Annotated in this window: 25 protein-coding genes, 1 tRNA gene and 1 pseudogene; 20 read left to right on the top strand and 7 right to left on the bottom strand. The window is 66.1% G+C overall.

All coding sequences use genetic code 11. The features are described from left to right. Positions 1 to 114 precede the first annotated feature (114 nt). The 6 genes and pseudogenes from J2S76_RS01555 to J2S76_RS01580 form a co-directional block, all read left to right on the top strand. Positions 115 to 678, top strand: a complete 564-nt coding sequence (locus J2S76_RS01555) for a ubiquinol-cytochrome C chaperone family protein (protein WP_307056884.1) — start codon at positions 115 to 117, stop codon at positions 676 to 678. Further along, on the top strand, positions 675 to 1214 hold the full coding sequence (locus tag J2S76_RS01560; protein ID WP_307056886.1) for a YceD family protein: 540 nt from the start codon (positions 675 to 677) through the stop codon (positions 1212 to 1214). Before J2S76_RS01555 ends, J2S76_RS01560 begins: the two co-directional genes overlap by 4 nt. Positions 1215 to 1335: 121 nt before the next feature. Further along, entirely contained in the window at positions 1336 to 2415 is a 1080-nt protein-coding gene (gene plsX / locus J2S76_RS01565; RefSeq protein ID WP_307056888.1) for a phosphate acyltransferase PlsX, read from the top strand. Beyond that, on the top strand, positions 2412 to 3383 hold the full coding sequence (locus J2S76_RS01570) for a beta-ketoacyl-ACP synthase III (protein WP_026221436.1): 972 nt from the start codon (positions 2412 to 2414) through the stop codon (positions 3381 to 3383). Before plsX ends, J2S76_RS01570 begins: the two co-directional genes overlap by 4 nt. 98 nt (positions 3384 to 3481) lie before the next feature. Further along, positions 3482 to 3787: an integration host factor subunit alpha gene (locus J2S76_RS01575; RefSeq protein ID WP_018390992.1), complete on the top strand. Its 306-nt coding sequence runs from the start codon at positions 3482 to 3484 to the stop codon at positions 3785 to 3787. Further along, positions 3784 to 4080: pseudogene (locus J2S76_RS01580) on the top strand (MerR family transcriptional regulator); the annotation flags it as partial. The gene J2S76_RS01575 and the pseudogene J2S76_RS01580, both read left to right, overlap by 4 nt. A gap of 893 nt (positions 4081 to 4973) precedes the next feature. Here the strand turns inward: J2S76_RS01580 and J2S76_RS01585 are convergent. Next, on the bottom strand, positions 4974 to 5348 hold the full coding sequence (locus tag J2S76_RS01585; protein WP_370874689.1) for a septal ring lytic transglycosylase RlpA family protein: 375 nt from the start codon (positions 5346 to 5348) through the stop codon (positions 4974 to 4976). A gap of 392 nt (positions 5349 to 5740) precedes the next feature. Here J2S76_RS01585 and amaB point away from each other — a divergent pair, with 392 nt between their 5' ends. Continuing rightward, on the top strand, positions 5741 to 7282 hold the full coding sequence (amaB, locus tag J2S76_RS01590) for an L-piperidine-6-carboxylate dehydrogenase (protein ID WP_307056891.1): 1542 nt from the start codon (positions 5741 to 5743) through the stop codon (positions 7280 to 7282). Here amaB and J2S76_RS01595 read toward each other — a convergent pair. After that, entirely contained in the window at positions 7255 to 7923 is a 669-nt protein-coding gene (locus tag J2S76_RS01595) for a nitroreductase family protein (RefSeq protein WP_307056893.1), read from the bottom strand. The two genes, amaB and J2S76_RS01595, sit on opposite strands and share 28 nt — an antisense overlap. A 132-nt stretch (positions 7924 to 8055) precedes the next feature. Here J2S76_RS01595 and J2S76_RS01600 point away from each other — a divergent pair. Continuing rightward, a tRNA-Pro gene (locus J2S76_RS01600) sits at positions 8056 to 8133 on the top strand. A gap of 202 nt (positions 8134 to 8335) precedes the next feature. Further along, on the top strand, positions 8336 to 9706 hold the full coding sequence (locus J2S76_RS01605; RefSeq protein WP_307057707.1) for a tyrosine-protein kinase family protein: 1371 nt from the start codon (positions 8336 to 8338) through the stop codon (positions 9704 to 9706). Positions 9707 to 9820: 114 nt separating this feature from the next. On the opposite strand, the gene J2S76_RS01610 is transcribed toward J2S76_RS01605, so the two are convergent. Then, positions 9821 to 10063: a DUF2842 domain-containing protein gene (locus J2S76_RS01610; protein ID WP_307056894.1), complete on the bottom strand. Its 243-nt coding sequence runs from the start codon at positions 10061 to 10063 to the stop codon at positions 9821 to 9823. Positions 10064 to 10215: 152 nt separating this feature from the next. Between J2S76_RS01610 and J2S76_RS01615 the strand changes: the two genes are divergently transcribed. Then, entirely contained in the window at positions 10216 to 11304 is a 1089-nt protein-coding gene (locus tag J2S76_RS01615) for a COX15/CtaA family protein (protein ID WP_307056896.1), read from the top strand. A gap of 228 nt (positions 11305 to 11532) precedes the next feature. On the opposite strand, the gene uvrA is transcribed toward J2S76_RS01615, so the two are convergent. Further along, complete coding sequence (gene uvrA, locus J2S76_RS01620; protein ID WP_307056898.1) at positions 11533 to 14436, bottom strand: excinuclease ABC subunit UvrA; 2904 nt, start codon at positions 14434 to 14436, stop codon at positions 11533 to 11535. 96 nt (positions 14437 to 14532) lie between these two features. After that, on the bottom strand, positions 14533 to 14688 hold the full coding sequence (locus tag J2S76_RS01625) for a hypothetical protein (RefSeq protein WP_307056900.1): 156 nt from the start codon (positions 14686 to 14688) through the stop codon (positions 14533 to 14535). Between the two features lie 278 nt (positions 14689 to 14966). Between J2S76_RS01625 and ssb the strand changes: the two genes are divergently transcribed. The 3 genes from ssb (at position 14967) to J2S76_RS01640 (ending at position 16780) form a co-directional block, all read left to right on the top strand. Beyond that, the gene (gene ssb, locus J2S76_RS01630; RefSeq protein ID WP_307056902.1) at positions 14967 to 15551 is read left to right on the top strand and encodes a single-stranded DNA-binding protein; all 585 of its coding nucleotides are present in this window, start codon (positions 14967 to 14969) and stop codon (positions 15549 to 15551) included. A gap of 83 nt (positions 15552 to 15634) precedes the next feature. Then, on the top strand, positions 15635 to 15949 hold the full coding sequence (locus J2S76_RS01635) for a DUF2306 domain-containing protein (RefSeq protein WP_307056905.1): 315 nt from the start codon (positions 15635 to 15637) through the stop codon (positions 15947 to 15949). Positions 15950 to 16123: 174 nt separating this feature from the next. After that, the gene (locus J2S76_RS01640; protein ID WP_307056907.1) at positions 16124 to 16780 is read left to right on the top strand and encodes a hypothetical protein; all 657 of its coding nucleotides are present in this window, start codon (positions 16124 to 16126) and stop codon (positions 16778 to 16780) included. Here the strand turns inward: J2S76_RS01640 and J2S76_RS01645 are convergent. Beyond that, a complete protein-coding gene (locus tag J2S76_RS01645) occupies positions 16777 to 17403 on the bottom strand; it encodes a MarC family protein (protein WP_307056909.1) in 627 nt (208 codons plus the stop codon). The two genes, J2S76_RS01640 and J2S76_RS01645, sit on opposite strands and share 4 nt — an antisense overlap. 306 nt (positions 17404 to 17709) lie before the next feature. Between J2S76_RS01645 and gyrA the strand changes: the two genes are divergently transcribed. The 7 genes from gyrA (at position 17710) to tgt (ending at position 25661) form a co-directional block, all read left to right on the top strand. After that, positions 17710 to 20505 carry a DNA gyrase subunit A gene (gene gyrA / locus J2S76_RS01650; protein ID WP_307056910.1) on the top strand — a complete coding sequence of 932 codons (2796 nt, stop codon included), beginning with the start codon at positions 17710 to 17712 and terminating at the stop codon, positions 20503 to 20505. A 98-nt stretch (positions 20506 to 20603) separates the two neighbouring features. Next, complete coding sequence (locus J2S76_RS01655; protein WP_307056912.1) at positions 20604 to 21653, top strand: alpha/beta hydrolase family protein; 1050 nt, start codon at positions 20604 to 20606, stop codon at positions 21651 to 21653. A gap of 78 nt (positions 21654 to 21731) precedes the next feature. Continuing rightward, positions 21732 to 22241: a pantetheine-phosphate adenylyltransferase gene (coaD, locus tag J2S76_RS01660; protein ID WP_307056913.1), complete on the top strand. Its 510-nt coding sequence runs from the start codon at positions 21732 to 21734 to the stop codon at positions 22239 to 22241. Between the two features lie 41 nt (positions 22242 to 22282). Beyond that, positions 22283 to 22849, top strand: a complete 567-nt coding sequence (locus tag J2S76_RS01665) for a peptidylprolyl isomerase (protein ID WP_307056915.1) — start codon at positions 22283 to 22285, stop codon at positions 22847 to 22849. 38 nt (positions 22850 to 22887) lie between these two features. Beyond that, positions 22888 to 23346 (top strand): peptidylprolyl isomerase, encoded by a 459-nt coding sequence (locus J2S76_RS01670; RefSeq protein ID WP_018391009.1) that lies wholly within the window; start codon positions 22888 to 22890, stop codon positions 23344 to 23346. 78 nt (positions 23347 to 23424) lie between these two features. Further along, positions 23425 to 24510 carry a tRNA preQ1(34) S-adenosylmethionine ribosyltransferase-isomerase QueA gene (queA, locus tag J2S76_RS01675; RefSeq protein ID WP_307056918.1) on the top strand — a complete coding sequence of 362 codons (1086 nt, stop codon included), beginning with the start codon at positions 23425 to 23427 and terminating at the stop codon, positions 24508 to 24510. Then, positions 24507 to 25661, top strand: a complete 1155-nt coding sequence (gene tgt / locus J2S76_RS01680) for a tRNA guanosine(34) transglycosylase Tgt (protein WP_307056920.1) — start codon at positions 24507 to 24509, stop codon at positions 25659 to 25661. The genes queA and tgt overlap by 4 nt, the downstream gene beginning before the upstream one ends. A 206-nt stretch (positions 25662 to 25867) precedes the next feature. Here tgt and wrbA read toward each other — a convergent pair whose 3' ends face one another. Then, positions 25868 to 26467 (bottom strand): NAD(P)H:quinone oxidoreductase, encoded by a 600-nt coding sequence (gene wrbA, locus J2S76_RS01685; RefSeq protein ID WP_307056923.1) that lies wholly within the window; start codon positions 26465 to 26467, stop codon positions 25868 to 25870. Between the last annotated feature and the right edge of the window lie 159 nt (positions 26468 to 26626).

Below are 26626 nucleotides of genomic sequence, written 5' to 3' on the forward strand. Positions count from 1 at the left end.
CGCCATCTCGGCACTGCGACGGACCGCGGGGTTGCCAGCGAAGGCCACCCGCGTTAACCCGCCAGCACGGCCGCATCCGCCGAGGCGGCAGCGGCAACGAGGCAGGAGCCGTCCATGATTCTGCGTTTCTTCCGCCGGAATGACGGAGGCGAGACCATTCAGCGGCTCTATGGCGCGATCGTGGCGCATTCGCGCCAGCCTGTATTTTACACCGATTACGGCGTGCCCGACACCATTGAGGGCCGCTTCGAGATGATCCTCGTCCATGCCTTCCTGCTGTTTCATCGCCTCAAGGTCGAGAGCGAGGAGCGCCGCGGGCTCGGCCAGGGCGTCTTCGACGCCTTCTGCACCGACATGGACGCCAATCTCCGGGAGATGGGGGTTGGCGACCTGACCGTGCCGAAGAAGATGAAGAAGGTGGCCGAGGCCTTCTATGGCCGCATAGGCGCATATGAGGGGCCCCTTGAAGCAGGCGACATCGACGCGCTCTCGGCGGCGGTGCTGCGCAATGTCCACGGCTCAAAGCCGGCATGTGCGCATGAAGCGCGCGCCTTGGCACACTATATGATAGGAGCGGCGGCCGCGCTGCAGGCGGTTCCCTTCGCCAGCCTTGCCACCGGCGATTTCCCGCTGGCCCCGCCGGCCGCCATCGGCTCCACGGAGACAAACCCGTCATGACCGACGCTTCGCCCCTTTCCAAGCCTGTACTCGTCGCCAGCCTGCCGGACGATGGCCTGACCTTGAAGCTCGCGCCCGATGCCGCCGCCCGGGGCGCTTTGGCGAAGGATTTCGGCATTCCCGGCATTCCCTCTTTCACCGCCCTGGTCATTCTGACACCTGGCCGCGGCGCCACGGTCCGTGTCACCGGCCATGTCGATGCCGTCGTTACCCAGACCTGCGTGGTGACGCTGGAGGATTTCGACACCCGGGTGTCCGAGGAGATCGACGTCACCTTCGCCCCCGCCGAAAAGCTGCCGGAGATCCGCCCCGGCGCCGAAATCGACGTTTCCGAGCTCGACCTTCCCGATCCGATCATTGATGGGACCATCGATGCCGGCGCGGTGGCGGCGGAATTCCTCGCCCTCGGCCTCGATCCCTATCCGCGCAAGCCCGATGCGCTCTTCGAAGGCCCGGCTGAGCCGGGACCCGAGGAGGTCTCGCCCTTCGCGGCGCTGGCCAAGCTGCGCGGAAGTGCCGGCGGGGATGCCGATTAGGACGGGGCATAACGGGGAAATGCAACGACGCTATTGTCATGGCGGCTCAACTCGGGCATGCCGTCAGCGCGGCGCCGATGTCGCATCGCCGTCCCCCCGACCAATGAGACCTCGCCGCTAGATGTCCTCGCCCGTTCGAATAGCGCTCGACGTCATGGGCGGCGACCATGGGCCTGACGTGGTCCTGCCCGGCGCCGAGATCGCGCTTACCCGCCATCCAGACATCGCCTTCCTGCTTTATGGCGACTCCGCTCGGATCCAAGAGTTGCTGAAGGGACGCCCGCGTTTGGCGGCGGCGAGCACGGTAGTGCATACCGACGTCGTCGTGCGGATGGACGACAAGCCGAGCCAGGCATTGCGGCAGGGCCGGCGCGTCTCCTCCATGTGGCGCGCCATCGACGCGGTGCGGATGAAGGAGGCCGACTGCGCCGTCTCCGCCGGCAATACCGGCGCGCTGATGGCGATGGCTAAAGTTAACCTCAAGATGATGTCCGGCATCAGCCGTCCTGCGATTGCCTGCCTGTGGCCGACCATGCGCGGCGAGAGCGTGGTGCTCGATGTCGGCGCCTCCATCGGCGCAACGGCGCAGCATCTGGTCGATATGGCCGTCATGGGCGCGGCCATGGCCCGAATCGTCTTCGATATCGAACAGCCGACGGTCGGCTTGCTCAATATCGGCGTCGAGGAGATCAAAGGCGTCGAAGAGGTCAAGGACGCCGCCGCCGCCCTGCGCGTGGCGAAGCATCCGGGTCTGACCTATCACGGCTTTGTCGAGGGCGACGACATCGGTCAGGGCATTGTCGACGTGGTCGTCACAGAAGGCTTTTCCGGCAATATCGCGCTCAAGGCCGCCGAAGGCACCGCCAAGCAGGTTTCGGAGTTCCTGCGGGGAGCTATCAGCCGCAGTTTCATCGCGAAGATCGGCTATCTGCTCGCGCGCGGCGCGTTCCGTGCGCTTCGCGACAAGCTAGATCCACGCAAGTCGAATGGCGGGGTGTTTCTCGGCCTCAACGGCGTCGTGATCAAGAGCCATGGCGGAACCGATGCCGAAGGCTTCGCCTCGGCGGTCGATATCGGCTACGACATGGTTCGCTACCAGCTTCTCTCGCGCATTGAAGCAGGGATGAATGACCGTCCGCAGGTCGGCCGTGCTGCCGCCGCGGATGCCTCCGCCTCTGACGAGCTACAGGTTTCATCGTGAGTGCAATCCGTTCCGTGGTGCGTGGCGTCGGCTCCTACCTGCCGGCCCGCTGTCTGACCAATGCCGACCTCGCGCAGATGGTCGACACTTCCGATGAATGGATCGTCCAGCGTACCGGCATCCGCACGCGGCACATCGCGGCGGAGGGGGAGGTGACGTCCGATCTCGCCATCCACGCCGCGCGGGCCGCATTGGCGGATGCCGGGCTGGTGCCCGATGACATCGACCTGATCGTCCTCGCCACCTCGACGCCCGACAACACGTTTCCGGCGACGGCTGTGAGCGTGCAGGCCGGCCTCGGCATCACCCATGGCGCCGCCTTCGATCTCCAGGCGGTGTGCTCGGGCTTCGTCTTCGCCCTGGCGACGGCGGACAACTTCCTCAAATCGGGCGCCTATCGCCGCTGCCTGGTGATTGGGGCGGAAACCTTCTCGCGTATTCTCGACTGGTCGGACCGCACAACCTGCGTCTTGTTCGGCGACGGCGCCGGAGCGCTGGTGCTGGAAGCGGTGCGCGACGAGGAGGAGGGGCGTGGCGTGCTGACCTCGCATCTGCGTTCCGACGGGCGGCACAAGAACAAGCTCTATGTCGATGGCGGCGTCTCCTCGACCCGCAGCGTCGGCTTTCTGCGCATGGAAGGCCGCGAGGTTTTCCGCCACGCCGTCGGCATGATCACGGATGTGATCGTCGATGCCTTCGAGGCGACGGGGGAGTCGGCCGACACGATCGACTGGTTCGTGCCGCACCAGGCCAACCGCCGCATCATTGACGCCAGTGCCGTTAAGCTCGGTATCGCGCCCGAGAAAGTGGTCATCACCGTCGACAAGCACGGCAACACCTCTGCCGCCTCGATCCCGCTCGCCCTCGCCGCCGCGCACGCCGATGGGCGCATAAAGCGCGGCGACCTAGTGCTCCTGGAGGCCATGGGTGGGGGCTTTACCTGGGCTTCGGCGCTCATACGCTGGTAATCCGCGCCCCGTGCGCGAAGTGCCGTTGACCGGCGACGGCCACGGCGCCTAGTTTGGCGTTCATAAACAACGGTACCGACGGGATAGGGAACACGGCAATGGCAGGTCGCACCATCACGCGCGCCGATCTGTGTGAGGCGGTTTATCAGCGGGTCGGGCTCTCACGCACGGAATCAGCGGCGCTGGTCGAGACGGTTCTCTCCGAGATCGCCGACTGCGTGGCGCGTGGAGAGACGGTGAAGCTCTCTTCCTTCGGCTCCTTCGTCGTGAGGCAGAAGGGCGAGCGCGTCGGCCGCAACCCCAAGACGGGCGAAGAGGTGCCCATCGCCCCGCGTCGGGTCATGGTGTTCAAGCCCTCCAACATCCTCAAGCAGCAGATCAACGGGGCCTCGCCCGAGTCGTGAGCGCGCGACAGGAACAGCCGGGGGGAGAGAAGGGGCCTGACGCCTTCCGCACGATCAGCGAGGTCGCCGAAGACCTCGATCTCCCCCAGCATGTCCTGCGCTTCTGGGAGACCCGATTCCCGCAGATCCGCCCGCTCAAGCGCGGCGGTGGCCGGCGCTACTATCGGCCGGACGATGTGGAACTGCTGCGGGGCATCCGCCACCTGCTCTATGGGGAAGGCTATACGATCCGCGGGGTTCAGCGCATCCTGAAGGAAGAAGGTCCGCGCTACGTGCAGGCCATCTGGCGCGATATCGAAGCGGACGAGCAGGCGATCATCGAGCTGGACCAGCGGGAAGGGCGCGGCACCTATGCGCCGGAGGCGCTGCCGCCGGTTGAAGCCGCTTCTGCGCGACCGCCCGAGGATGCGCCGCCGCGCAGCGTTTCCCCCGCCAGCGGCGCGGCTGGCGGCCCACTGGGTGGCATTCTCAACCTGCTGCCGGGTCGCCAGCGCGAGCCTGCCGAGGAGAACCCGGCCCGGCGGGCACGCCGGCGGCAAGAGAGCGAACCGGATCATCTCGACTTGCCGCTGCTCGCCGATCTTGAGCCGCCAGTGCGGCCCTCACGAACCGAGCCGCCGTCTCGCAGCGAGCCGCCGCCGCTGACGACGGGTGCGCTGCCGCGTTTCGAGCCGCTGCCGCCGGTGCAGGGGGGAGTGCCGGACCTGCGTCCTTCAACGCACCGACCGGCCATTGGCGACGCGCTCCCCACCGATCCTCGCCGGCCGCAGGTGCACGCGCCTGAGCCACCTTCCTCCGAGTTCCAGGCGCCGGAATCGCGCCCACCCGAACCGCGCCCGCCGGAATCTCGGGCGTCGTTTCCGTTCCGCCCGGTCGGACCCGGGCCGGCTTCGCAGCTGCCTGATGATGAAGTGAGTTTCGTGCCGGAGCGGGCACGCGCGACACTGCCGTTGGAGACGCCCTACCAGCCGACGTCCGCACCAAGGCCTGTCTTGACGGCGGCAATTGCGCCGCGCGCGGGCGGGGTACAAACAAACGAGACCCCCGCCCCGACGAGACTGAGCCGCGAGGACGTGCTGCGGCTTCAGGCGGCGATCCACGAATTGCAGGATTGTCAGCGGCTTCTTGACGCCGCGCGGGACCGGGGCGCCTGAACGCACGCCCCGGTCGGCGATCGGTTGTTAGTTCAGTCGACGACCGCGATATCGACCTTTGCCACGCCACGCTTGCGAAAGCCGAGTTCATCGGCAACCGCTGTCGAAACGTCGATGATGCGACCCTTTACAAAGGGCCCACGGTCATTGATCCGCACCACGACAGAACGGCCATTGGCCTTGTTGGTGACGCGAACCCGGGTGTTGAAGGGCAGGCTGCGATGCGCCGCCGTCATGGCCTGCGCACTATGCCTCTCCCCATTGGCGGTACGCCCGCCATAGCCGTAGAAGGACGCCATGCCGGACGCCGCGGGCGTGTTGGTCTTCTTTGAACTTGCAAGGGCAGCATTGCCGCCGGCGATAAAGATGATCCCCGTCGCGAATGCCGCTCCGGCAACCCGTCCCATTCCCCAAGCCGTCAATACCTCAGTCCTTCTCCTGTTGCACGAAGCGCGATGCATGAGAAGGAAATGTGGCGGGGGCATCACGACATTGTGGCTATACCTAGCATCACCGAAGCATGTCGTCGTTTGCATCATAATAAACATCGACAGCATAGTCACGCTCGACTTCGACTTATCCCAGATGAAAGACACACGGCGCAGGTCGCGCGGCGAACGATAGCCTCCAATGTAACGCATTGAATTCAGGTGCCATTCCCAACTTGTGCGGCAGGCGTCGTGCTCATCTGACACCATCCATCGACAGAGCCATCAGCCAAAAGCCCCGATGGATTTGGCTGGGGTCCCGGTGCTATTGAGCGCGACGGGCTGCGGCCATTTGTCGAGGAGCATTGAGAATGGCGACGAACGAAATCCGGGTGCTCAAACCGGTCGAGGACGAGGTCCTCTCCCTCCTGCGAAGCCTCGGCGTGCCGGAATCCAGCTGGCGCAACGGCACGAGGCCCGTTCGCTCGCCGATCAGCGGCGAGGTAGTCGCGGAGCTTCCCGAGGCGGATGCATCGGATGTGTCCCGGGCGGTCGAGCGCTCGGTCGCGGCCTACGAAGCCTGGCGCGCCGTGCCTGCCCCCCGGCGCGGCGAGCTGGTACGCCTGCTAGGCGAAGAGTTGCGCGCCCACAAGGCCGAGCTCGGCCGGCTGGTGACGCTGGAAGCGGGCAAGATCGTCTCGGAGGGCCTCGGCGAGGTCCAGGAGATGATCGATATCTGCGACTTCGCTGTCGGCCTGTCGCGCCAGCTCTATGGTCTCACCATCGCCTCCGAACGCCCCGGTCATCGCATGATGGAAACGTGGCACCCGGTCGGCCCGGTCGCCATCATCACCGCCTTCAATTTTCCGGTCGCCGTGTGGTCCTGGAACGCCGCGCTGGCGCTGGTCTGCGGCAACAGCGTGCTTTGGAAGCCGTCGGAGAAGACGCCGCTGACGGCTCTGGCCGTGCAGGCCCTGTTCGAGCGTGCGGCCCACGCCTTCGGCACCGCGCCGGAAGGCCTCTCCCAATTGCTGATCGGCGGCGCCGAGGTCGGCGCCGCGCTGACCGACGACGCCCGAATTCCAGTCGTCTCGGCGACCGGGTCGACCCGCATGGGCAGGATCGTCGGCGAGCGGGTGGCGCGTCGTTTCGGACGCTCCATCCTGGAACTTGGCGGCAATAATGCCGCCATCGTCTGCCCCTCGGCCGATCTCGACCTCGCTCTGCGCGGCATCGCCTTCGCCGCCATGGGCACGGCGGGACAGCGCTGCACCTCGCTGCGCCGGCTCATCGTGCATGAAAGCGTCTATGACACGCTGGTGCCGCACCTCGCCAAGGCCTATGGCACCGTCAGTATCGGCGACCCGCGCGAGGCCGGTACGCTGATCGGCCCGCTGATCGACAAAGCGGCCTTCGAGGCGATGCAGCACGCGCTTGATGCCGCCCGCGCGGCGGGGGGGCGCGTGCATGGCGGCGAGCGTGTCGCCGTCGGCGGGCATTCGGACGCCTATTATGTCCGCCCGGCACTGGTCGAGCTCGATGCCCAGATCGACATCGTCAAGCACGAGACCTTTGCGCCGATCCTCTATGTGCTGCGCTGCACCGGCCTGCCGGAGGCAATCAAGCTGCATAACGGCGTGCCGCAGGGCCTGTCCTCGTCGATCTTCACCAATGATCTGCGCGAGGCGGAGACCTTCTTGTCGGCGGAGGGCTCGGATTGCGGCATCGCCAACGTCAATATCGGGCCTTCGGGCGCCGAGATTGGTGGAGCGTTCGGCGGCGAGAAGGAAACCGGCGGCGGGCGCGAATCCGGATCGGATGCGTGGAAGGCCTATATGCGGCGGGCCACCAACACCATCAACTATTCCCGGGCACTGCCGCTCGCTCAGGGCGTCTCGTTCGATATCGACTGATCGGGCGACCAGAAACGCACGACCTCGTCGAGGACCGGCCGCGGTCGGTCCTCGTTCACGGCCGACGGCCTCCCAATATGGATGAAGCCGGCGACCCGCTCACCCGCCGTAACGCCGAGCAGCGCGGTCGCCTCGGGATCGCGGCCCGGCCATTTCAGCAGCCATTGGGTGGCAAAGCCCATCGCCGAGGCGGCAATGGTGAGCGCCATGCCCGCCGCGCCGGCCGAGAGAACCTGGTTCCACTCCGGCACCTTCGTAGCAGGGTCGGGCCGGCTGACGAGGACGACCGTGATGGGTGCGCGTAAGAGATACAGCGTCCACATGTCGGCTTTGGCGTGCGGCAAGCCCAGGTTCTGCCGCGCATAGAGCGAATCGAGCCGCTCCCCGAGCGTCCGCCTTGCGTCACCGGCCAGCACGATGAAACGCCAGGGGCAGAGCCTTCCGTGGTCGGGCACGCGCATGGCCAGGCGAAGCATTCGCCGCAGTTCTTCCTCACTCGGACCCGGTTCCACCAGCCCGCGCAGCGGCGAGGAGCGGCGGGCCGCCAACCGCGCCAGCATTGGCGGGCTGGCGGGAAGATCGAGCGGCGCGGCGGGTTCGATAGTGGCGGGCAGGGCGTGCCCGTGCGCGGGGTGGTTCATCGGGACACATCCAGTGGGCGGGTGCTCATCATAGTCCGTTAGATGCGCGCGGACCGTATCCTTCGTCCACAGGGCACGGGCCGGCTTGCATCCGGGCCGGCAAATGGCTAGACAGACGGCGCCTCACGGCGTCGGAGCGTAGCGCAGCCCGGTTAGCGCACTAGTCTGGGGGACTAGGGGTCGGAGGTTCAAATCCTCTCGCTCCGACCATTTTCGCCGGCCCCCCATTATGGCCGGCGGTTCTCTCCGCGAAACACCCATCTCTTTAACACGGTAGAAACCATGACGGTGCCTAATAGGCTCCATGATGGACCCGTGCGAAAGTTCTGCGCAGATGGCCGCCAGCACCGCCGATCAGGCGGCGGCGCCAGGCCGGGGGAATCAGCCCGCGCGTGTGCGCTTCTTGCGCAGCATGCTCGTGCCGGCACTTGCCGGCCTCGCCATTGCGGCGGCAGCTAGCGAGATCAGCGTGCCTCGTTACGAATCGCGGGCCCGGCTGTGGATCGATGGGCGCGATGCGGCTGCGGGGCGTGACGGCGTCAAGGTTCTCTCCTCGCGCGATTTTGCTCGCCAGGTCATCGAGGCCCGCCGATTGGGTGCCCGTCTGGCGGCGCCGGCCGGCGCGGGCGGCGGGGCGCTATCTGGCGCGGCTTTGCACCTCGCCGGATTCAGCCTGTTGCCGGCCCCGGCTCCGGTGTCGCGCGAGACGCTGGCGCTGCGCACGGTGGAGCGGGGCCTCGACGTGCAGCAAGTGGGGGGAGGTCAGGTGGTGATCGACTTTGTCTCGCCCGACCCGCGCCTCTCCGCCGATGTCGCCAACGCCTTCGCCGCGACCTATGTCGAATTGCGCCAGGCACGCGGCCCCCATGCAGCGGAAGCGGATGGCCCAACCGCCGCTCCGGCGCGAATCATCGCGACCGCCGTTCCAGCTGGCACGGCGCGGTGGCCGACGCCGCTGCTCACCAGCCTTGTCGCCGGTCTCGGCACCTTCCTGCTGGTGTTTGGGTTCCAGAGCTGGGCCCGCCGGCGACCGGGGGCCGCAGGGCATGAATTCGGAGCCGTGCCGATGCCGGAGACGACACCGCACCCGCTCCAGCATCTGCCGTGGATTGGCGCGGCGACCGGTGAACCCAAGGATGATGCCGAGATGGCGAGCTCGCTGCGCCTGCTCTCGCGCGAGCGCGAGAATGCCGATCTCTCACGGCTGATCGAACTGCGGGGTGGCGCGGCCCGCTTGGTCACCGTGACCGGCGGCCGTCCTGACGAGTCGATCGCCCGCTGCGCGCTCGCTCTCGGGCGCTCGCTGGCGGGAGCGGCCGAGCGGCGGGTCGTGGTCGTCTGCCTCGATGTTGCCTCCCCGGCGCTCGACGGGCTCACCTCGGATCCGCGCGCGCCGGGCCTGACCGATCTTTTGACCGGCGTGTGCGGCTTCTCCGACGCCATTCATCGGGAAAGCGCCTCCCGCTGCCACGTCATTCCGCCCGGGCGCGGCGCACGCGAAGCGGACGGGCTTGTCGCCGCCGATCGATTGCCGCTGATCCTCACCGCGCTGAAACAGACTTATGATCACGTCATCGTGGCCGCGCCGCCGCTGGGGGGCATGGTCGGCGCCGAGCGCCTCGCTGGGTTGAGCCCCACAACCATCCTCGTCACCCAGCCAGGCGGGCTGGCAACCGATGCGGTTCACGCCTTCGACGCTCTTGCCTCGCTAGGCTTTGGCGAGATCGCCATGATCACCTTCACGCCGGAAACGGCGGAAAAGGCATTTTCCCGCGCTGCCTGAGCGCGCGCAGCATCCGATCCGGTGGAGTCGCAAGGGAGCGAATGGCGATGCCGCCGACGCGCGTTCAGTTCCTCAACGCATTGAGCAGGAACACTGTGCGGCGCGCAACCGGCTCTAGAGAGTGTCGTGCCGCCGGTCGTGCCGCAGCATCCAGCGAATGAGCACTGCCGCCGGGACTATCCAGCCCGCACCAAGGACGACATAGGCCAGGAACTGCCAGAAGGCGGGCAGGGTTGTCACCCGGCCTTGCGCCAGGGCCATCGCCGCCAACGCCCAGCAGAGCACCAGCAACACCATCAGAACCGTGCCGACGAATTTACGCGAACGGGCGGAAAGACCTGGACGGGGGGCGGACATGGGCGGCTCCGGGCTGGACGGACGGGCGCGAGACAATGAGTCTCGTTGCGTACGCGCTTCGGCCTCTATATCGCTCGCCGCGCCCGGGAGGAAGCTGTCCGGCGCAGGTGGCCGGCGGGGCAGGCGGCCGCCATGACAGGGAGCGCCCACTTATGATCCAGGATCACGTCGCCACCACCGTCCCTGCCAACAGCGATATTGCGCGCATCGGCGAGCAGCTGAAAATCGACCGGCTACGGCCTGTGCGGCTCTGGCTCTACGCCGTCGCAGCGCTCGTGGTGCTGATGGTGGTTGTCGGCGGCGCCACTCGGCTGACCGAATCCGGCCTGTCGATCACCGAATGGAAGCCGGTGACGGGCACGCTGCCGCCGCTCAGCGACGCTGCCTGGCAGGCGGAGTTCGATAAGTACCGGCAGATCCCGCAGTATCAGCAGATCAACCGGGGCATGAGCCTTGCGGAGTTCAAATACATCTTCTGGTGGGAGTGGGGCCACCGGCTGCTGGGGCGGGTGATCGGCTTCGCCTTCCTGCTGCCCTTCCTGTTCTTCCTCTGGCGAGGGCTGATCGACCGGCCGCTTGGTTGGAAGCTCACGGGTCTTTTCGTGCTCGGCGGAGCGCAGGGCGCCGTCGGCTGGTGGATGGTCGCCTCCGGGCTGGTGCACCGCGTGGATGTCAGCCAGTACCGGCTGGCGACCCATCTCACGCTGGCCTGCGTCATCCTGGCCGCCACGGTGGCGGTGGCCGTGTCGCTGAAGCCCGCACGGGAGTTGCGGGCGTCGCCCGACTGGCTGCGTGGCTACGCGAAGATCCTGTTCGCCGCCGTGATCGTGCAGATCTTTCTCGGCGGGCTTGTCGCCGGCCTCGACGCTGGCCTGACCTACACGACCTGGCCGCTGATGGATGGCCACCTTGTGCCGCCGATGGAAAATCTCTTGGTGCAGCAACCCGTTTGGCGGAATTTTTTCGAGAATGTGCTCACCGTCCAGTTCAATCACCGCCTGTTCGCCTATGTGCTGTTCGCGCTGGCGGTGGGGCATTGGCTCAGTGCCCGGCGAGTCGGCGGCGCGGTTCGCCGGCGGGCGACGCTCATCCTTGCGCTGGTGATCGCGCAGGCGGTGCTCGGCATCCTGACGCTCATCAACCAGGTGCCAATCGACATCGCGCTGGCGCACCAGTTTGGCGCGACGATCGTGCTCATCGCGGTGACGGTCAATCTCGTAAGGCTGAAGGAAGGCGCCTGACGCCTTCCGGCTGCAGTCCTGACTGCAGAATCGGCTGCAACAGGAACTGCGTCGGCGGCTGCCATCTCAAGCTGCCGATCGGCCGTCCGCGAACTGCAGCGCCGGGCGATCACTGCAGACACGGGCGGCACTGCCGCGTCCCTCGGCTGCGTCGGCGGCCGGCATGCGTGATCCCGGCCGATCCCTTCGGACCGTCCGGGATGAAGTGCACCTGGGGTGAGGCGCCTACTATTCCGCCGCGCGGCGCGGCTTGAGCGGCCGGCGCGCCAGCACGTCGGCGAGGAAGCGGCCGGTATGGCTGCGCTCGGATTTCGCGACGACCTCCGGAGGGCCGGCTGCGACGATCTCGCCGCCGCCATCGCCGCCTTCGGGGCCGAGATCGATCACCCAGTCGGCGGTCTTGATGACTTCGAGATTGTGCTCGATCACCACGACCGTGTTGCCCTGCTCGACCAGCTCGTGGAGGACCTCCAGCAGCTTCGCCACATCGTGGAAATGTAGTCCGGTGGTCGGCTCGTCGAGAATGTAGAGTGTGCGGCCGGTGGCGCGCTTGGAAAGCTCCTTGGAGAGCTTGACCCGCTGCGCCTCGCCGCCCGACAGGGTGTTGGCCTGCTGGCCGACATGGATATAGCCCAGCCCGACCCGGGCCAGTGTCTCCAGCTTGTCGCGCACCGCCGGCACGGCCTTGAAGAACTCAGCCCCCTCATCGACCGTCATGTCGAGCACGTCGGCAATGGACTTGTTCTTGAAGGTGACTTCCAGCGTCTCGCGATTATAGCGCTTGCCCTTGCAGACGTCGCAGGTGACGTAGACGTCCGGCAAAAAGTGCATCTCGATCTTGATGACGCCGTCGCCCTGGCAGGCCTCGCAGCGCCCGCCCTTGACGTTGAACGAGAAACGGCCCGGCCCATAGCCGCGCGCCTTCGCCTCCGGCAGGCCGGAGAACCATTCGCGGATGGGGGTGAAGGCGCCGGTATAGGTCGCCGGATTCGAGCGCGGGGTGCGGCCGATCGGCGACTGGTCGATATCGATCACCTTGTCGAGGTGCTCCAGCCCCTCCAGCCCGTCATGGGCGAGGGGCGGCTCGGAAGCGCCATTGAGCCGGCGGGCCACGGCGCGGTAGAGCGTATCCACCAGCAGGGTCGACTTGCCGCCGCCGGACACGCCAGTCACAGCGGTGAACAGGCCCAGCGGAATTTCAGCGGTGACGTTCTTCAGATTGTTGGCACGGGCATTGACCACGCGCAGCAGCCGCTTGCGGTCTGGCTTGCGACGCTTGGGCACCGGCACAGCCATCTCGCCGGTGAGATATTTGCCGGTGAGCGAATGAGGATTGGCGAGAATCTCCTGCGGCGTGCCCTGGGCGACGATGCGCCCGCCATGCACGCCCGCGCCCGGGCCGACATCGACGACATAGTCGGCGGCCAGGATGGCGTCCTCGTCATGCTCGACGACAATCACTGTGTTGCCAAGGTCGCGCAGCCGCCGCAGCGTGCCGAGCAGGCGTTCATTGTCGCGCTGATGCAGACCGATGGAGGGCTCGTCGAGCACATAGAGAACGCCGGTCAGCCCGGAACCGATCTGCGACGCCAGCCGGATGCGCTGGCTCTCGCCGCCGGACAACGTCCCTGAGGCGCGGGCGAGGGTGAGATAATCGAGCCCGACGTCAAGCAGGAAGGCGAGGCGCTCGCGGATCTCCTTGAGGATGCGCGCCGCGATCTCGTTCTGCTTGTCGGTGAGCTGGCCGGGCAGGGCGGCGAACCACTCCAGCGCATGGCGCACGGAAAGCTCGGCCGCCTCGCCGACGTGACGGCCGGCGATCTTGACCGCCAGAGCCTCGGGCTTCAGCCGGTAGCCATGGCAGGCCGCGCAGGGCACGGCGGAGAAATATTTGCCGATTTCCTCGCGCGCCCAGTCGCTTTCGGTCTCCCGCCAGCGCCGCTCCAGATTGGTGACGATACCCTCGAAGGTCTTCACCGTCTCATAGGCCCGCATGCCGTCATTATAGACGAAGCGGATCGTCTCGGCCTTGGAGCCGTGCAGGATGACGTTCTGCACCTTCTCCGGCAGGTCGGCCCAAGCCGTGGTGAGCTTCACACCATAATGGCGGGCGATCGCCTCCAGTGTCTGGCCGTAATAGGGCGACGTCGACTTGGCCCAGGGCGCGATGGCACCCTGCTTAAGCGTGCGCGATTTGTCCGGCACGATGAGGTTGGGGTCGATCTTGCTCTCATGGCCCAGCCCGTCGCAGGTGGGGCAGGCGCCGAACGGGTTGTTGAAGGAGAACAGGCGCGGCTCGATCTCGGCAATGGTGAAGCCGGAGACCGGGCAGGCGAATTTTTCCGAGAACACGATGCGGCGCGCCTCGCCGCTCTCTTCCTTCTCATCCGCGAACTCGATCACCGCGATGCCGTCGGCGAGGCCCAATGCGGTCTCGAACGAATCCGCCAGCCGGCTGGCGATGTCCGGGCGAAGCACGAGGCGGTCGACCACCACGTCGAGGTCGTGCTTGAATTTCTTGTCGAGCGCCGGCGCGTCGGCGATCTCATGGAATTCACCATCGATCTTGACGCGTTGAAACCCCTTCTTCTGGAACTCGGCCAGTTCCTTGCGGTATTCGCCCTTGCGCCCGCGCACCACGGGGGCAAGCAGAAAGAGGCGGGTCTTGTCGGGGAGCGCCAGCACGCGATCGACCATCTGGCTGACCGTCTGGCTCTCGATCGGCAGGCCGGTGGCGGGCGAGTAGGGCACGCCCACCCGCGCCCAGAGCAGGCGCATATAGTCGTAGATCTCGGTAACCGTGCCGACGGTCGAGCGCGGATTCTTCGAGGTGGTCTTCTGCTCGATGGAGATCGCCGGGGACAGGCCGTCGATCTGGTCGACGTCCGGCTTCTGCATCATCTCCAGAAACTGGCGGGCATAGGCCGAGAGGCTCTCGACATAGCGGCGCTGACCTTCGGCATAGATTGTATCAAAAGCGAGCGACGACTTGCCCGAACCCGACAGGCCAGTGAACACCACCAGGCTGTCGCGCGGGATTTCGAGATCAACATTCTTGAGATTGTGCTCACGCGCGCCGCGGATCGCAATCGTGCGAGCATCGCGGCGCGGGATATCCACGCGGTCCTTCATTCCAACTCTTCTCGCCGGTTCATCTACGGGCAGCTACGCCAACCTAGTCGCGTCCGGGGCGGCGCAATCCCGAGAAGAGGACCGCCCGGCGAGGGATCAGCCCCCGACGCCGTTAAGCACGGCCGAAAGACCTGCCGCCACCACCATCCCGCCGACTACGGCCAAAATGGCACGCCGGATCAACGCCTGACGGGCGTCCTCCGCACGGATGGCAATGGCGCGGGCGCGCGGGCGGCGGGGCATATGGGTCATGATGGGACAGGCTCCCTCTGAGAACACAGGGTAAACATAGTCCGGCTCCGGCACTTCGCAATGTCCGACTCGACGACTTGCTACAGCTTAGTCGTAATGATAGGAACATAACAAGAACGTTCTCATGCGTCGGACCGGTATCGCCGTCAGTCGCAAAATGGTGGACAAAGCAACGGCTCGGCGCGCAAGCGGGGCGCGGTGCCCGGTCGTTTGGTTTAGTATGCGCTCCCTTTCACGAGCGCGCGCATGTCGGGCGTCCGGCAGTTTCGGAGGACAAGATGGCGGGCAGCGTCAATAAAGTGATCCTGATCGGCAATCTCGGCCGCGATCCGGAAGTACGCACGTTCCAGAATGGCGGGCGGGTGTGCAATCTGCGCATCGCCACCTCGGAAACCTGGCGCGACAAGGCCACAGGCGAGCGCAAGGAGCGCACGGAATGGCACAGCGTGGTGATCTTCAACGAGAACCTGCTGCGCGTGGCCGAGCAATATCTGCGCAAGGGCACCAAGGTTTACATCGAAGGCCAGCTTGAGACGCGAAAGGCCAGCGACCAGTCCGGCGGCCCGGAGCGCTATTTCACCGAGGTGGTGCTGCGCCAGTTCCGCGGCGAGCTCACCATTCTCGACAGCCGCAGTGGCGGCGGTTCCGAAGGCGGTGGCGGCGATGACTACAGCGCCGGCGGCGGCAGCGATTTCGGCTCGGGCGGCGGCTATAGTGGCGGTGCGGGCGGCAGCACGGGCGGCGGGCGCTCCTTCGGCGGCGAGCGCAAGCCTGCCCCTGTCAGCGGTGGCGCGGGCGGCGGTGGCGGCAAGTTCGGCGGCGGTTCGGGCGGCGGCGATCTCGACGACGAAATCCCGTTCTGACGTGGGGAGCGGGTCGGGCGAGAGGGGCGCTCGCCCCGCTGCTCGACGCGTCTCCGGCGATACGGATCCACGCCTTCTGCGCCATGGCGACGCTGGCCCTCGGCACGGTCCAGCTCGCCGCGCCTAAGGGCACGCTGCCGCACCGCTCCCTCGGCTGGCTGTGGTCGGGGCTTTTGGCCACAGTGGCGGTCTCATCCTTCTGGATTCACGGGATGCGCTGGTTCGGGCCGTTCGGGCCCATCCATATACTCTCGCTGTTCGTTATCGTGTCCCTTCCGCTGGCGCTACTGCGGGCGCACCGCGGCGACGTGACCCGCCACGCGCGGGCAAGACCAGCCTGTTCTACTGGGGCCTCATCGCCGCCGGGCTGTTCACCTTCTGGCCGGGCCGGATCATGAGCCAGGTGCTGTTCGGCGGTTGCGGCGGGCTGCCGGACCGCGGCTCTAGGGAAACAGCTCTTATTATACCGCACGTGGTGGCCAGCACAGGAAGAAGCGACACGGGTCTGCTCGCATGAATTGCATTACTAATCGAAAGAGGTAACCTGTTCTCTCGGCATGTAGGAGAGGGGCATGGTCACGCAATCACCATCGGAACAAGTGCGTGCAGCAGGGACAGGCTGGGTCGTCCTCCTCTCCTTTTTATTCAGGGTGTTGGCGATATTAGCGGTTGGCGTGCTGATCTGGTGGTTCAGCGCGCCCATCGCTGTGCTCTTGCAGAACACCGCGCGCTTCAAATACGACAAGCTGGAAGTGTCAGTGCAATTGACGGGCGACTCCCGCGAGGTGCTAAACGCCCTTCTCGCCAAGATCATAGAAACCGCTGCACTGAACGACACTCAGAAAATCGAAAAACTCGAAAGTCTCCTCAGCCGTTACGAACGTTTCATTGATGCGACGATCATTTCAGAGAGAACAGGGGGAGTTGTTCGGACGGAATATGACAAGGCGTTCCAGCAGCTATTGGATCGTGATGTTGCCGGCGCCCGGTCCACACTCAACGAGCTCTATGCGCGTTATCCCACCCAATGGAATATCCACGAGCTAAGGCGTACGATTGCAGATCTGCCTGACAAGCCGAACGATGGGCAATTTCAGCAGCTTTATGCCGATATCGCGAAGTATTGTGCGTGGGCAGCCGATCCGAAGCTGATACAAGATATGGACGCTGCGGCTGGCAAGGTTACCGCGCTCAAGCGCACGGGTTGCGGGAGGCCTGTGGTGCCTTAGGCTAAAAACGACGCCCTTATCCCGTCGATGACGAACTGCACGGCCAGTGCCGCCAGCACGATGCCGAGCAGGCGTGACAAGATCACATTGCCGGTGACGCCGAGCGCCTTGTCCATGCGCTCGGCGGCGAGGAAAACGGCGAGGCAACTGCCGATCACCAGCGCGGTGATGAAAAAGAGCAACGCCAGCAATCCTAGATCGCCCCGCGCCTCACCGGCCAGCAGCAGCATGGCGGTGATGGCCCCGGGGCCCGCCATCAAAGGTATGGCGAGCGGGAACACCGCGAGCGTCCGCAGCAGCTTGTCGCGCTGCGCGACTTCCGAGGGGTCGAATTTACGCTCGGTGCGGCGGCCGAACACCATCTCGAACGAGATCGCAAACAGCAGCAGCCCGCCAGCGATGCGAAAGGCGGGCAGGGTGATGCCCAGCGCCGCCAGCAGCGGCGCACCAACGAGCCCGAAAGCCACCAATATCGCCAGGGCGATGGCGGCCGAGCGCAACGCCACCAGCCGCCGCTCGGCGCTCGTCAGGTCCGTGGTTACCGCCAGGAACAGCGGCGCGAGGCCGATCGGATCGATCACCACAAGCATGGTGACGATCGCCGAGAACACATAGTCCAGCACGGCGTGCCCCCTTTGCTGTTCCGTCCGCCGCAGCCGCCGGTCAACCGCCCGCGCACGACGCAGTGTCGGTACGGTACCGCGTTATAAGATCGCCTGCGCGTCGCGCTGCCAAGGGGGCGGCCCCGGCTGCCGGACGCATCTCCCCGCCACGCTTACGCCACGTTCCGGCAATGCTGCGGAAATGCGGCTGTAAGTTTTTGACGTATCAGCGTTTTTAGCGGCGCCGAAAATGCGCCGTTGCTGGCCTTTCGGAGCGGAATCGGCTAAACAGGCAAACATGTTCCGCAACCACGGAAAGACGATTCCTTGTCCGATTCCGATACTTTGACTCCGGAGGGCGGCGGTCCTTCGGACATTCGGCCCGTTTCGATCACCGATGAGCTCTCGCGCAGCTATCTCGATTACGCGATGAGCGTCATCGTTTCGCGCGCGCTTCCCGATGTGCGCGACGGCCTCAAGCCGGTGCATCGGCGCATTCTGTTCTCCATGCGCGAGAACAACTACACGCCCGAGCGGCCCTACAATAAGTCCGCCCGCGTCACCGGCGACACGATGGGCCGGTACCACCCGCACGGCAACCAGGCGATCTATGACGCGCTGGTGCGGTTGGCACAGGATTTCTCGATGCGCCTGCCGCTGATCGACGGTCAGGGCAATTTCGGCTCCGTCGACGGCGATCCCCCGGCGGCCGAGCGCTATACCGAGGTGCGCCTCGCCAAGCCGGCGATGACCCTGCTGGACGACCTCGACAAGGATACGGTCGACTTCCAGGCCAACTATGACGGCCGCGAGCAGGAGCCGACAGTTCTGCCTGCCCGCTACCCCAATCTGCTGGTCAATGGCGCCGGCGGCATCGCCGTCGGCATGGCCACCAATATCCCGCCGCATAATCTCGGCGAGGTGGTGGATGCCTGCGTGGCGCTGATCGACGACCCCTCGCTCGATATCGAGAAGCTGCTCGACTACATTCACGGCCCTGATTTTCCCACCGGCGCGCTCATTCTCGGGCGCAGCGGCATCCGCCAGGCCTATCTCACAGGCCGCGGCTCTATCGTCATGCGCTCACGCGCCACGATCGAGGAAATCCGCAAGGACCGCGACGCCATCATCGTCACCGCCATTCCCTATCAGGTGAACAAGGCGACGATGATCGAGCGGATCGCTGAACTGGTGCGCGAGAAGCGGCTGGAAGGCATCGCCGAGATGCGCGACGAGTCGTCGCGCGAGGGCATGCGCGTCGTGTTCGAGATCAAGCGCGACGCCCAGGCCGACGTCGTGCTGAACAATCTCTACCGCATGACATCGCTGCAGACCTCGTTCGGCGCCAATATGGTGGCGCTCAATGGCGGCAAGCCCGCCTTGATGAACCTGCTGGATCTGCTGACCGCCTTTGTCGCCTTCCGCGAAGATGTCGTGAGCCGGCGCACTAAGTTTCTGCTGCGCAAGGCGCGTGACCGCGCGCATGTGCTGGTGGGTCTCGCGATCGCTGTCGCCAATATTGACGAGATCATCCACACCATCCGCACCTCGCCCGATCCGGCAACCGCCCGTGAGGCGCTGATGACCCGGCACTGGCCGGCCATGGATGTGGCTCCGCTCATCGCGCTGATCGACGATCCGCGCCACCGTCTGGCGGAAGACGGTACCTATCGGCTCTCCGCCGAGCAGGCACGTGCCATTCTCGACCTGCGCCTGCAGCGCCTCACGGCGCTTGGCCGCGACGAGGTGGCGGATGAACTTGACAAGATTGCCGTCGAGATCCGCGAATATCTCGACATTCTTGGCAGCCGCGAGCGGATCCGCACCATCGTCAAGGACGAGTTGCTGGCGGTGAAGGCGGAGTTCGGTACCCCGCGCAAAACCGAGATCATCGAGGCCGAAGGCGACTTCGAGGACGAGGACCTGATCGCGCGCGAGGACATGGTCGTCACTGTGTCCCACGCCGGCTATGTAAAGCGCGTGCCGCTTTCCACCTATCGGGCCCAGCGACGCGGCGGCAAGGGCCGCTCGGCGATGCAGACCAAGGACGAGGATTTCGTCACCCGCATCTTCGTGGCTTCCACCCACGCGCCCGTGCTGTTCTTCTCCTCCAAGGGCCAGGTCTACAAGCTCAAGGTCTGGCGCCTGCCGATGTCTGCCCCGCAATCGCGCGGCAAGGCGCTGGTGAACATCCTGCCGCTGACCGAGGGCGAACGCATCACGTCGATCATGGCACTTCCGGACGAGGAGGCCTGGAGCCGGCTACAGATCATGTTCGCCACCAATTCCGGCACGGTGCGGCGCAACGAGCTGTCCGATTTCACCAATGTGAACCGGAACGGCAAGATTGCGATGAAGCTCGAAGAGGGTGAGTCGATCGCCGGCGTGCAGCTCTGCACTGAGGCCGACGATGTGCTTCTGACCAGCGCGCATGGCCAGTGTATTCGCTTTCCCGTCACTGAGGTCCGTGTCTTCAAGGGCCGCGATTCCATGGGCGTGCGCGGCATCCAGATGGAGGAGGGCGACCGGCTCATCTCGATGGCCATCATCCGCCATGTCGACGCCACGGCCGAGGAGCGGGCTGCTTATATCAAGCTCGCCAACGCTATTCGCCGTAGCCAGATCGGCGTGGAGAACGGCTCCGAGGCGGGGATCGAAGAAGCCGACATCGTCGAGGCGGAGATCGTTGATGCCGAGGCCGGGGAGGGCACCGTTGCCCCCGCCGAGATCGACCAGGCGCGCTATGTCGCGATGGGCGCGGCGGAGCAGTTCATCCTCACCCTGTCGGAGAATGGCTACGGCAAGCGGACCTCGTCCTACGAGTACCGCACCACGCGACGTGGTGGCAAAGGCATCGTTGCCATGGCGGTCAACGATCGCAACGGGCCGCTGGTCGCCTCCTTCCCGGTGGAGGAAGCCGACCAGATCATGCTCGTCACCGATGGCGGCCAGCTCATCCGCTGCCCGGTCAACGGCATCCGCACGGTCGGGCGCGGCAGCCAGGGCGTGATCGTGTTCGACACGGCCGAGGACGAGAAGGTAGTGTCGGTCGAGCGCGTGACCGAGGAAGAGGGCGAGGACTCACTCGGCGGCGAGGGCGAGGCCAGCGACGCGCCGGTTTAGTCGCGAGGCTATCCATCTGAGCGGCGCGGATATATCCGCGCCGCCGGTCTTTCCGGTATGGTTCCTGCTCGCTGGCTGGTTCGGTCGGGGAATGCATCATGCACGTCACCCTTGTCGCCGTGGCCTGGCTGTTGGCCACGTTTCTCACCGCTACGTCCGCCATTGCCGGTGATGCGATCGGGTTCCGGCAGTTTCAGACGTCAGCGGGCGACGGAAGTCGGAAGCTCGATATCGCCGTCTGGTACCCAACTCAGGCCAGCGGCGAGGCTAGGCTGATCGGCGACAACATGGTTTTTGTCGGCCAGTCGGTCCTGCCGAACGCCCCGCCGGCGCCGGCTAGCCATCCGCTTGTCGTGCTGTCGCATGGCTTCAGCGGAAACATGTTCAATCAGGCGTGGCTGGCGGTTGATCTTGCCCGGCGAGGCTATGTGGTCGCGGCTGTGAACCATCCCGGCACCACAAGTCGCAACATGGACAAGGCGGTCGGCAGGCGTTTGTGGGAGCGCCCGCGCGACATATCCCATGTCATCGATGAACTGACCCGCGCTCCCGCATGGGCGGGCGTCGTCTCCCCGGACCGAGTCGCCGTGATCGGTCATTCGCTTGGCGGCTGGACGGTGATGGAGATCGCCGGCGCGCGGTTCGATACGGCACGGTTCGACGCCGATTGCCACGCCAACACGACGCTCGCGGCTTGCGATGTCTACCACCAGCTTGGCGCCGGCGTTGATAGCCAAGCCCGGGCCGCGCTCGAGCAGGATCTGTCCGACCCGCGCGTAAAGGCGGTGGTCTCGCTCGATCTGGGGCTGGCGCGCGGCTTCGAGCCGGAAAGCCTCGGCCGCGTGCGTGTGCGGGTACTGGTGATGGCGGCCGATGACGGCGACGCACATTTGCCTGCGGAGCTGGAATCCCGCCATCTTGCCAATGGGCTGCCGCCGGCCGCGACCCGCTATGTCGACGTTCCCGGCGCGACCCATTTTAGCTTCCTCAACCTGTGTAAGCCCGGTGGCCGCGAGCTGCTGGAACAGGAAGTGCCAGGCGACGGCATGGTCTGCCGCGATGTCGAGGGTGCCGTGCGGGCCGACATCCACCACCGGGTGGCGGACGAGATTGCCGGCTTCCTTGACGCCTCGCTTCCGCCGCAGTGAGAGCATTCAACGCTGGGCCGGCGCTTGCGTCCGCGGCGGGAGGCCGCTAACGCTTGCCGCGCACTCTTGAGGCCGATGATGAGCGCCACGCGCACCGCTTTCTATCCTGGCTCGTTCGATCCGCCGACCAACGGCCATGTCGAGGTCGCCCGCGCGGCTGCCCGGCTGGTGGATCGGCTGGTCGTGGGCGTCGGCGTCCATCCCGGCAAGACGCCGCTCTTCGCTCCGGCGGAGCGGCTGGAGATGCTGCGCGAGGTCTTCGCGCCGATCGCTCTGGAAGAGGGTGCCCATCTCGACTGCGTCACCTTCGACAATCTCGTGGTGGATGCAGCCGAGGCCCACGGCGCCAGCCTTTTGATCCGCGGCCTGCGCGATGGCACCGATCTCGACTATGAAATGCAGATGGCGGGGATGAACGTGACGTTGAATTCACGCGTGCAGACCGTTTTCCTGCCCGCTTCCCCCATTGCCCGCCCCATCACCGCCACTCTGGTCCGGCAGATCGCTGCCATGGGCGGCGATGTGTCCGCCTTCGTGCCGAGTGCCGTTCTGGCCCGCCTCAGCGGCCGGTTCCGGCGCGAGGCCTAGCGGCGGGCGGCGCCCGCCATCGCTCAACGGAGTTCATGCCCATGATCCGACGCCTTTTCGCCGCCCTCTCCGTCGCCTGCGCGCTGGCCGTGATCGCCGCAGCGCCGGCCTCGGCGCAGGCGCCCAAGCTGCCGCCGAATGTCGATCCGCAGAACGCCATCATCATGCAGACCACCAAGGGTCCGGTGATCTTCGTGCTGCGTTCGGACCTTGCGCCCCAGCACGCCGAGCGCATCAAGACTCTCGCGCGCGAGGGCTATTACGACAATGTGCCGTTCCACCGCGTCATCGAGGGCTTCATGGCCCAGACCGGCGACGGCCAGTTCGGTAACGGTACCGGCGGCTCGCGCTACCCCAACGTGCCGGCCGAGTTCTCGAACGTGCCGTTCAAGCGCGGCACGGTGGGCATGGCCCGCTCCTCTGCGCCGAATAGCGCCAATTCGCAGTTCTTCATCACCTTCGGCGACGCCTCGTTCCTCAATGGCCAGTACACGGTCGTCGGTCAGGTCGTCTCCGGCATGGAGAATGTGGACAAGATCAAGCGCGGCGAGCCGGTGCAGAACCCCGACAAGATCGTTTCGATGAAGGTGGCTTCCGACGTCAAGTGACGCCGCCCCATCCCCGACCCATTGCAAGGAGAGACCCGATGACCGACACCACCGAAACCACGCTGCTGCTCGAAACGACGCAGGGGCCGGTCACCATCCGCTTCCGTCCCGACCTCGCCCCCGGCCATGTCCAGCGCATCGCTGAACTGGCCAAGCAGGGCTTCTATGACGGCGTGGTCTTCCACCGCGTCATTGAGGGCTTCATGGCTCAGACCGGCGATCCGACGGGCACGGGCCGTGGCGGCTCGGGCAAGAACCTGAAGGCCGAGTTCAACAAGGGTCGCCATGTGCGCGGCACCGTCTCCATGGCCCGCGCCCAGCACCCGGATTCGGGCGACAGCCAGTTCTTCATCTGCTTCGGCGACGCCGGCTTCCTCGACGGTCAGTACACCGTGTGGGGCGAAGTGACCGAAGGCATGGAGAATGTCGACAAGATCAAGCGCGGCGAGCCGGTGCAGAACCCGGACAAGATCGTCAAGGCGACCGTCTCCGCCTGATCACCCTGACGTTTAGATCCTGCGTCATCCCGGCCGCGCCCAGGCGCGCGCCGGGATCGCTATTTCAGGCTTAGTCGCATGCGCGTCGATCTGTTCGATTTCGATCTGCCGCCCGAGCGGATCGCGCTCCGGCCCGTCTCGCCGCGCGACACGGCGCGCATGCTGGTCGTGCGGCCCGGCGCCACGCCGGAACTCACCGACGCGCAGGTGCGCGACCTGCCCGATCTGCTGGCGCCGGGCGATGCACTCGTCGTCAACGACACGCGCGTGTTTCCGGCCCGCCTCGACGGCATTCGCCGCCGCGCGGCCTCTCAGGGCGACGGCGTGCAGGTGGAAGCCATGCTGCACAAGCGGCTCGACCCCGACAGCTGGCTGGCGCTGGCCCGCCCCGGCAAGCGGCTGGCACCCGGCGACATCATCGAATTCGCGGCAGCGGAAGGTGAGGCGCCGCTCGCCGCACGCATCGCGGCGAAGGGCGAGGGCGGGGAGGTGACGCTGCGCTTTGACGCGTCCGGTGCCGCGCTCGATGCCGCCATCGCGGCCATCGGTCATATCCCGCTGCCCCCCTATATCGCCGCCAAGCGCCCCGATGACGCGCAGGACCGTGCCGACTACCAGACGATGTTCGCCGCCCATGAGGGGTCCGTCGCAGCCCCCACCGCCGGGCTACATTTCACGCCGGAGCTGATCGAGCGGCTGGCGGGGCGCGGGGTTGAGACCCATCGCGTCACCCTGCATGTCGGCGCCGGCACCTTCCTGCCGGTGAAGGTGGACGACACGGAAGACCACCGGATGCATGCCGAATGGGGCGAAGTCTCAACAGAGGTGGCTGTGGCGCTGAACGCGGTCAAGGCGCGGGGCGGCAAGGTGGTCACGATAGGCACCACGGCGACACGGCTGATCGAGAGCGCCGCGTCGGAAGAGGGGCGGCTCACGGCGTGGCGCGGTGAGACCGATATCTTCATCACTCCCGGCGCCCGCTTCCGCTTCATCGACGGCATGCTCACCAATTTCCATCTGCCGCGCTCGACGCTGGTGATGCTGGTGGCGGCCTTTGTCGGCCACGAGACGCAGAAGCGCGCCTATGCGCACGCGATCGCGACCGGATACCGCTTCTATTCCTATGGCGATGCCTGCCTTTTGCTGCCACAAGCCCGGCCATGAACAATCCCGACCCTCGCCAACAGACTGATTTCCATTACCGCCTGCACGCCACGGACGGGGCGGCGCGCCTTGGCGAGGTCGTCACGCCGCGCGGTGTCGTCCGCACGCCGGCCTTCATGCCGGTCGGCACCGCGGGCACGGTGAAGGGGATGTATCCCGAGCAGGTGCGCGATCTCGGCGCCGACATCCTGCTCGGCAACACCTATCACCTGATGCTGCGCCCCGGCGCCGAGCGCGTGGCACGGCTTGGCGGGCTACACGAGCTGATGCGCTGGCCGCACCCGATCCTCACCGATTCCGGCGGCTTCCAGGTCATGTCGCTGGCGGGCCTACGCAAGATGAGCGAGAAGGGCGTCACCTTCCGTTCGCACATTGACGGCGCCTATCACGAGTTGACGCCCGAGCGCTCGATCGAGATCCAGGGCCTGCTCGGCGCGGATATACAGATGCAGCTGGATGAGTGCGTGCGCCTGCCGGCGAGCCGCGACGAGATAAATCGCGCCCTGCAGCTCTCGCTGCGCTGGGCCGAGCGTTCAAAGAGGGCGTTCGAGGCGCAGCCGAAGGGACGCGCGCTGTTCGGCATCGTGCAGGGCGGCGACGATGCCGAACTGCGCACCCAATCCGCGCGCGGCCTGATCGATATCGACTTTCCCGGCTATTCCATCGGCGGCCTCGCGGTCGGCGAGCCGCAGGCGGTGATGCTGGCGATGCTGGAGGTTGTCACGCCGATCCTGCCAAAGGACAAGCCGCGCTACCTCATGGGCGTCGGCACGCCGGACGATATCATCGAGAGCGTGGCGCGCGGCGTCGACATGTTCGACTGCGTGATGCCGACCCGCGCCGGCCGGCATGCGCAGGCCTTCACCCGCTTCGGCAAGATCAACCTGAAGAACGCCCGCCACGCGGACGACCCGCGTCCGCTGGACGCGGAAAGCGATTGTCCGGCGGCGCGCGACTATTCCCGCGCCTATCTCCACCACCTGGTGCGCTGCGAGGAGATGCTGGGATCGATGCTGCTGACCTGGGTGAATCTGGCCTATTACCAGAGCCTGATGGCCGGTATCCGCGCCGCGATCGCGCAGGGGCGGTTCGAGGCGTTCAAGGCCGAAGTGAAGGAAGGCTGGGCGCGCGGGGACATCCCGGCACGGTGAAGCCGTTTCACCTGCCGTCATCCCGGACGGCCGACGGCCGATCCGGGATCCCTTGACACAACGGGTCGGCACGACGTGCCGTCAATGGCCCGGGCCATGTCACGACGTCATCCCCGGGCTTGGCCCCGGGATCCACGTCTTGCAGTTTGGTGAAGGAAAGTCGTGGATGCCCGGGACAAGCCCGGGCATGACGGTCTTCCTGCTGATCACACAGCCAGCTTGCCGGCGATGGTCGCGACGTGCTTGCCCTGGAAGCGGGCGCCGGCGAGTTCGACCTCGGAAGGCTGGCGCGAGCCGTCGCCATCCGTGATAGTCGCGGCGCCGTAAGGCGAGCCGCCCTTGATCTCGTCGACGCCCATCTGGCCCTGGAAGGCGTAGGGCAGGCCGACCACCACCATGCCGTGATGCAGCAGGGTCGGCACGAAGCCGAGAATGGTGGATTCCTGCCCGCCATGCTGGGTGGCGGAGGAGGTGAACACCGAGCCCACCTTGCCGACCAGAGCGCCGGTGAACCACAGGCCACCGGTCTGGTCGATGAAGCTGCGCATCTGCGAGGCGACCGTGCCGAAGCGGGTCGGCGCGCCGAAGATGATGGCGTCATAATCCTTCAGTTCATCGACGGTCGCGATCGGCGCCTTGTGGTCCAGCTTGAAGTGGCCGGCCTTGGCGACTTCCTCGGGAACCGTCTCCGGCACCCGCTTCACCGCCACATCGGCCCCAGCTTCCCGGGCGCCCTCGGCGATAGCTTCGGCCATCGCCTCGATGTGACCATAGGTCGAATAATACAGCACCAGAACCTTAGCCATTTGTCTCACCCTTCGTCGCGTTTCGCGGGACCCTCGGTCCCGGTGAATGTCATGGCGCGAACCTAGTACCGCGGGCCGCAGGGCGAAAGCGGCATGACCGACGGAGCGGTCTTGCATTCGTGCAATTGGACAAGTTTGACCGGCTCCTTTGTCCGCCTC

The organism is Ancylobacter vacuolatus (genome assembly GCF_030813595.1).
GTDB lineage: Bacteria > Pseudomonadota > Alphaproteobacteria > Rhizobiales > Xanthobacteraceae > Ancylobacter > Ancylobacter vacuolatus.

Bases quoted from the DNA above. Each gene is read 5' to 3' on its own strand.
- J2S76_RS01575 (WP_018390992.1), top strand. From the start codon at position 3,482: ATGGCAGGTCGCACCATCACGCGCGCCGATCTGTGTGAGGCGGTTTAT.
- J2S76_RS01670 (WP_018391009.1), top strand. From the start codon at position 22,888: ATGACCGACACCACCGAAACCACGCTGCTGCTCGAAACGACGCAGGGG.
- J2S76_RS01635 (WP_307056905.1), top strand. From the start codon at position 15,635: ATGGCGACGCTGGCCCTCGGCACGGTCCAGCTCGCCGCGCCTAAGGGC.
- J2S76_RS01605 (WP_307057707.1), top strand. From the start codon at position 8,336: ATGCTCGTGCCGGCACTTGCCGGCCTCGCCATTGCGGCGGCAGCTAGC.
- J2S76_RS01655 (WP_307056912.1), top strand. From the start codon at position 20,604: ATGCACGTCACCCTTGTCGCCGTGGCCTGGCTGTTGGCCACGTTTCTC.
- coaD (WP_307056913.1), top strand. From the start codon at position 21,732: ATGAGCGCCACGCGCACCGCTTTCTATCCTGGCTCGTTCGATCCGCCG.
- J2S76_RS01625 (WP_307056900.1), bottom strand. From the start codon at position 14,688: ATGACCCATATGCCCCGCCGCCCGCGCGCCCGCGCCATTGCCATCCGT.
- J2S76_RS01560 (WP_307056886.1), top strand. From the start codon at position 675: ATGACCGACGCTTCGCCCCTTTCCAAGCCTGTACTCGTCGCCAGCCTG.
- uvrA (WP_307056898.1), bottom strand. From the start codon at position 14,436: ATGAAGGACCGCGTGGATATCCCGCGCCGCGATGCTCGCACGATTGCG.
- wrbA (WP_307056923.1), bottom strand. From the start codon at position 26,467: ATGGCTAAGGTTCTGGTGCTGTATTATTCGACCTATGGTCACATCGAG.
- J2S76_RS01665 (WP_307056915.1), top strand. From the start codon at position 22,283: ATGATCCGACGCCTTTTCGCCGCCCTCTCCGTCGCCTGCGCGCTGGCC.
- J2S76_RS01555 (WP_307056884.1), top strand. From the start codon at position 115: ATGATTCTGCGTTTCTTCCGCCGGAATGACGGAGGCGAGACCATTCAG.
- amaB (WP_307056891.1), top strand. From the start codon at position 5,741: ATGGCGACGAACGAAATCCGGGTGCTCAAACCGGTCGAGGACGAGGTC.
- queA (WP_307056918.1), top strand. From the start codon at position 23,425: ATGCGCGTCGATCTGTTCGATTTCGATCTGCCGCCCGAGCGGATCGCG.
- J2S76_RS01610 (WP_307056894.1), bottom strand. From the start codon at position 10,063: ATGTCCGCCCCCCGTCCAGGTCTTTCCGCCCGTTCGCGTAAATTCGTC.
- ssb (WP_307056902.1), top strand. From the start codon at position 14,967: ATGGCGGGCAGCGTCAATAAAGTGATCCTGATCGGCAATCTCGGCCGC.
- J2S76_RS01595 (WP_307056893.1), bottom strand. From the start codon at position 7,923: ATGAACCACCCCGCGCACGGGCACGCCCTGCCCGCCACTATCGAACCC.
- J2S76_RS01640 (WP_307056907.1), top strand. From the start codon at position 16,124: ATGGTCACGCAATCACCATCGGAACAAGTGCGTGCAGCAGGGACAGGC.
- J2S76_RS01615 (WP_307056896.1), top strand. From the start codon at position 10,216: ATGATCCAGGATCACGTCGCCACCACCGTCCCTGCCAACAGCGATATT.
- plsX (WP_307056888.1), top strand. From the start codon at position 1,336: ATGTCCTCGCCCGTTCGAATAGCGCTCGACGTCATGGGCGGCGACCAT.
- tgt (WP_307056920.1), top strand. From the start codon at position 24,507: ATGAACAATCCCGACCCTCGCCAACAGACTGATTTCCATTACCGCCTG.
- J2S76_RS01585 (WP_370874689.1), bottom strand. From the start codon at position 5,348: ATGGGACGGGTTGCCGGAGCGGCATTCGCGACGGGGATCATCTTTATC.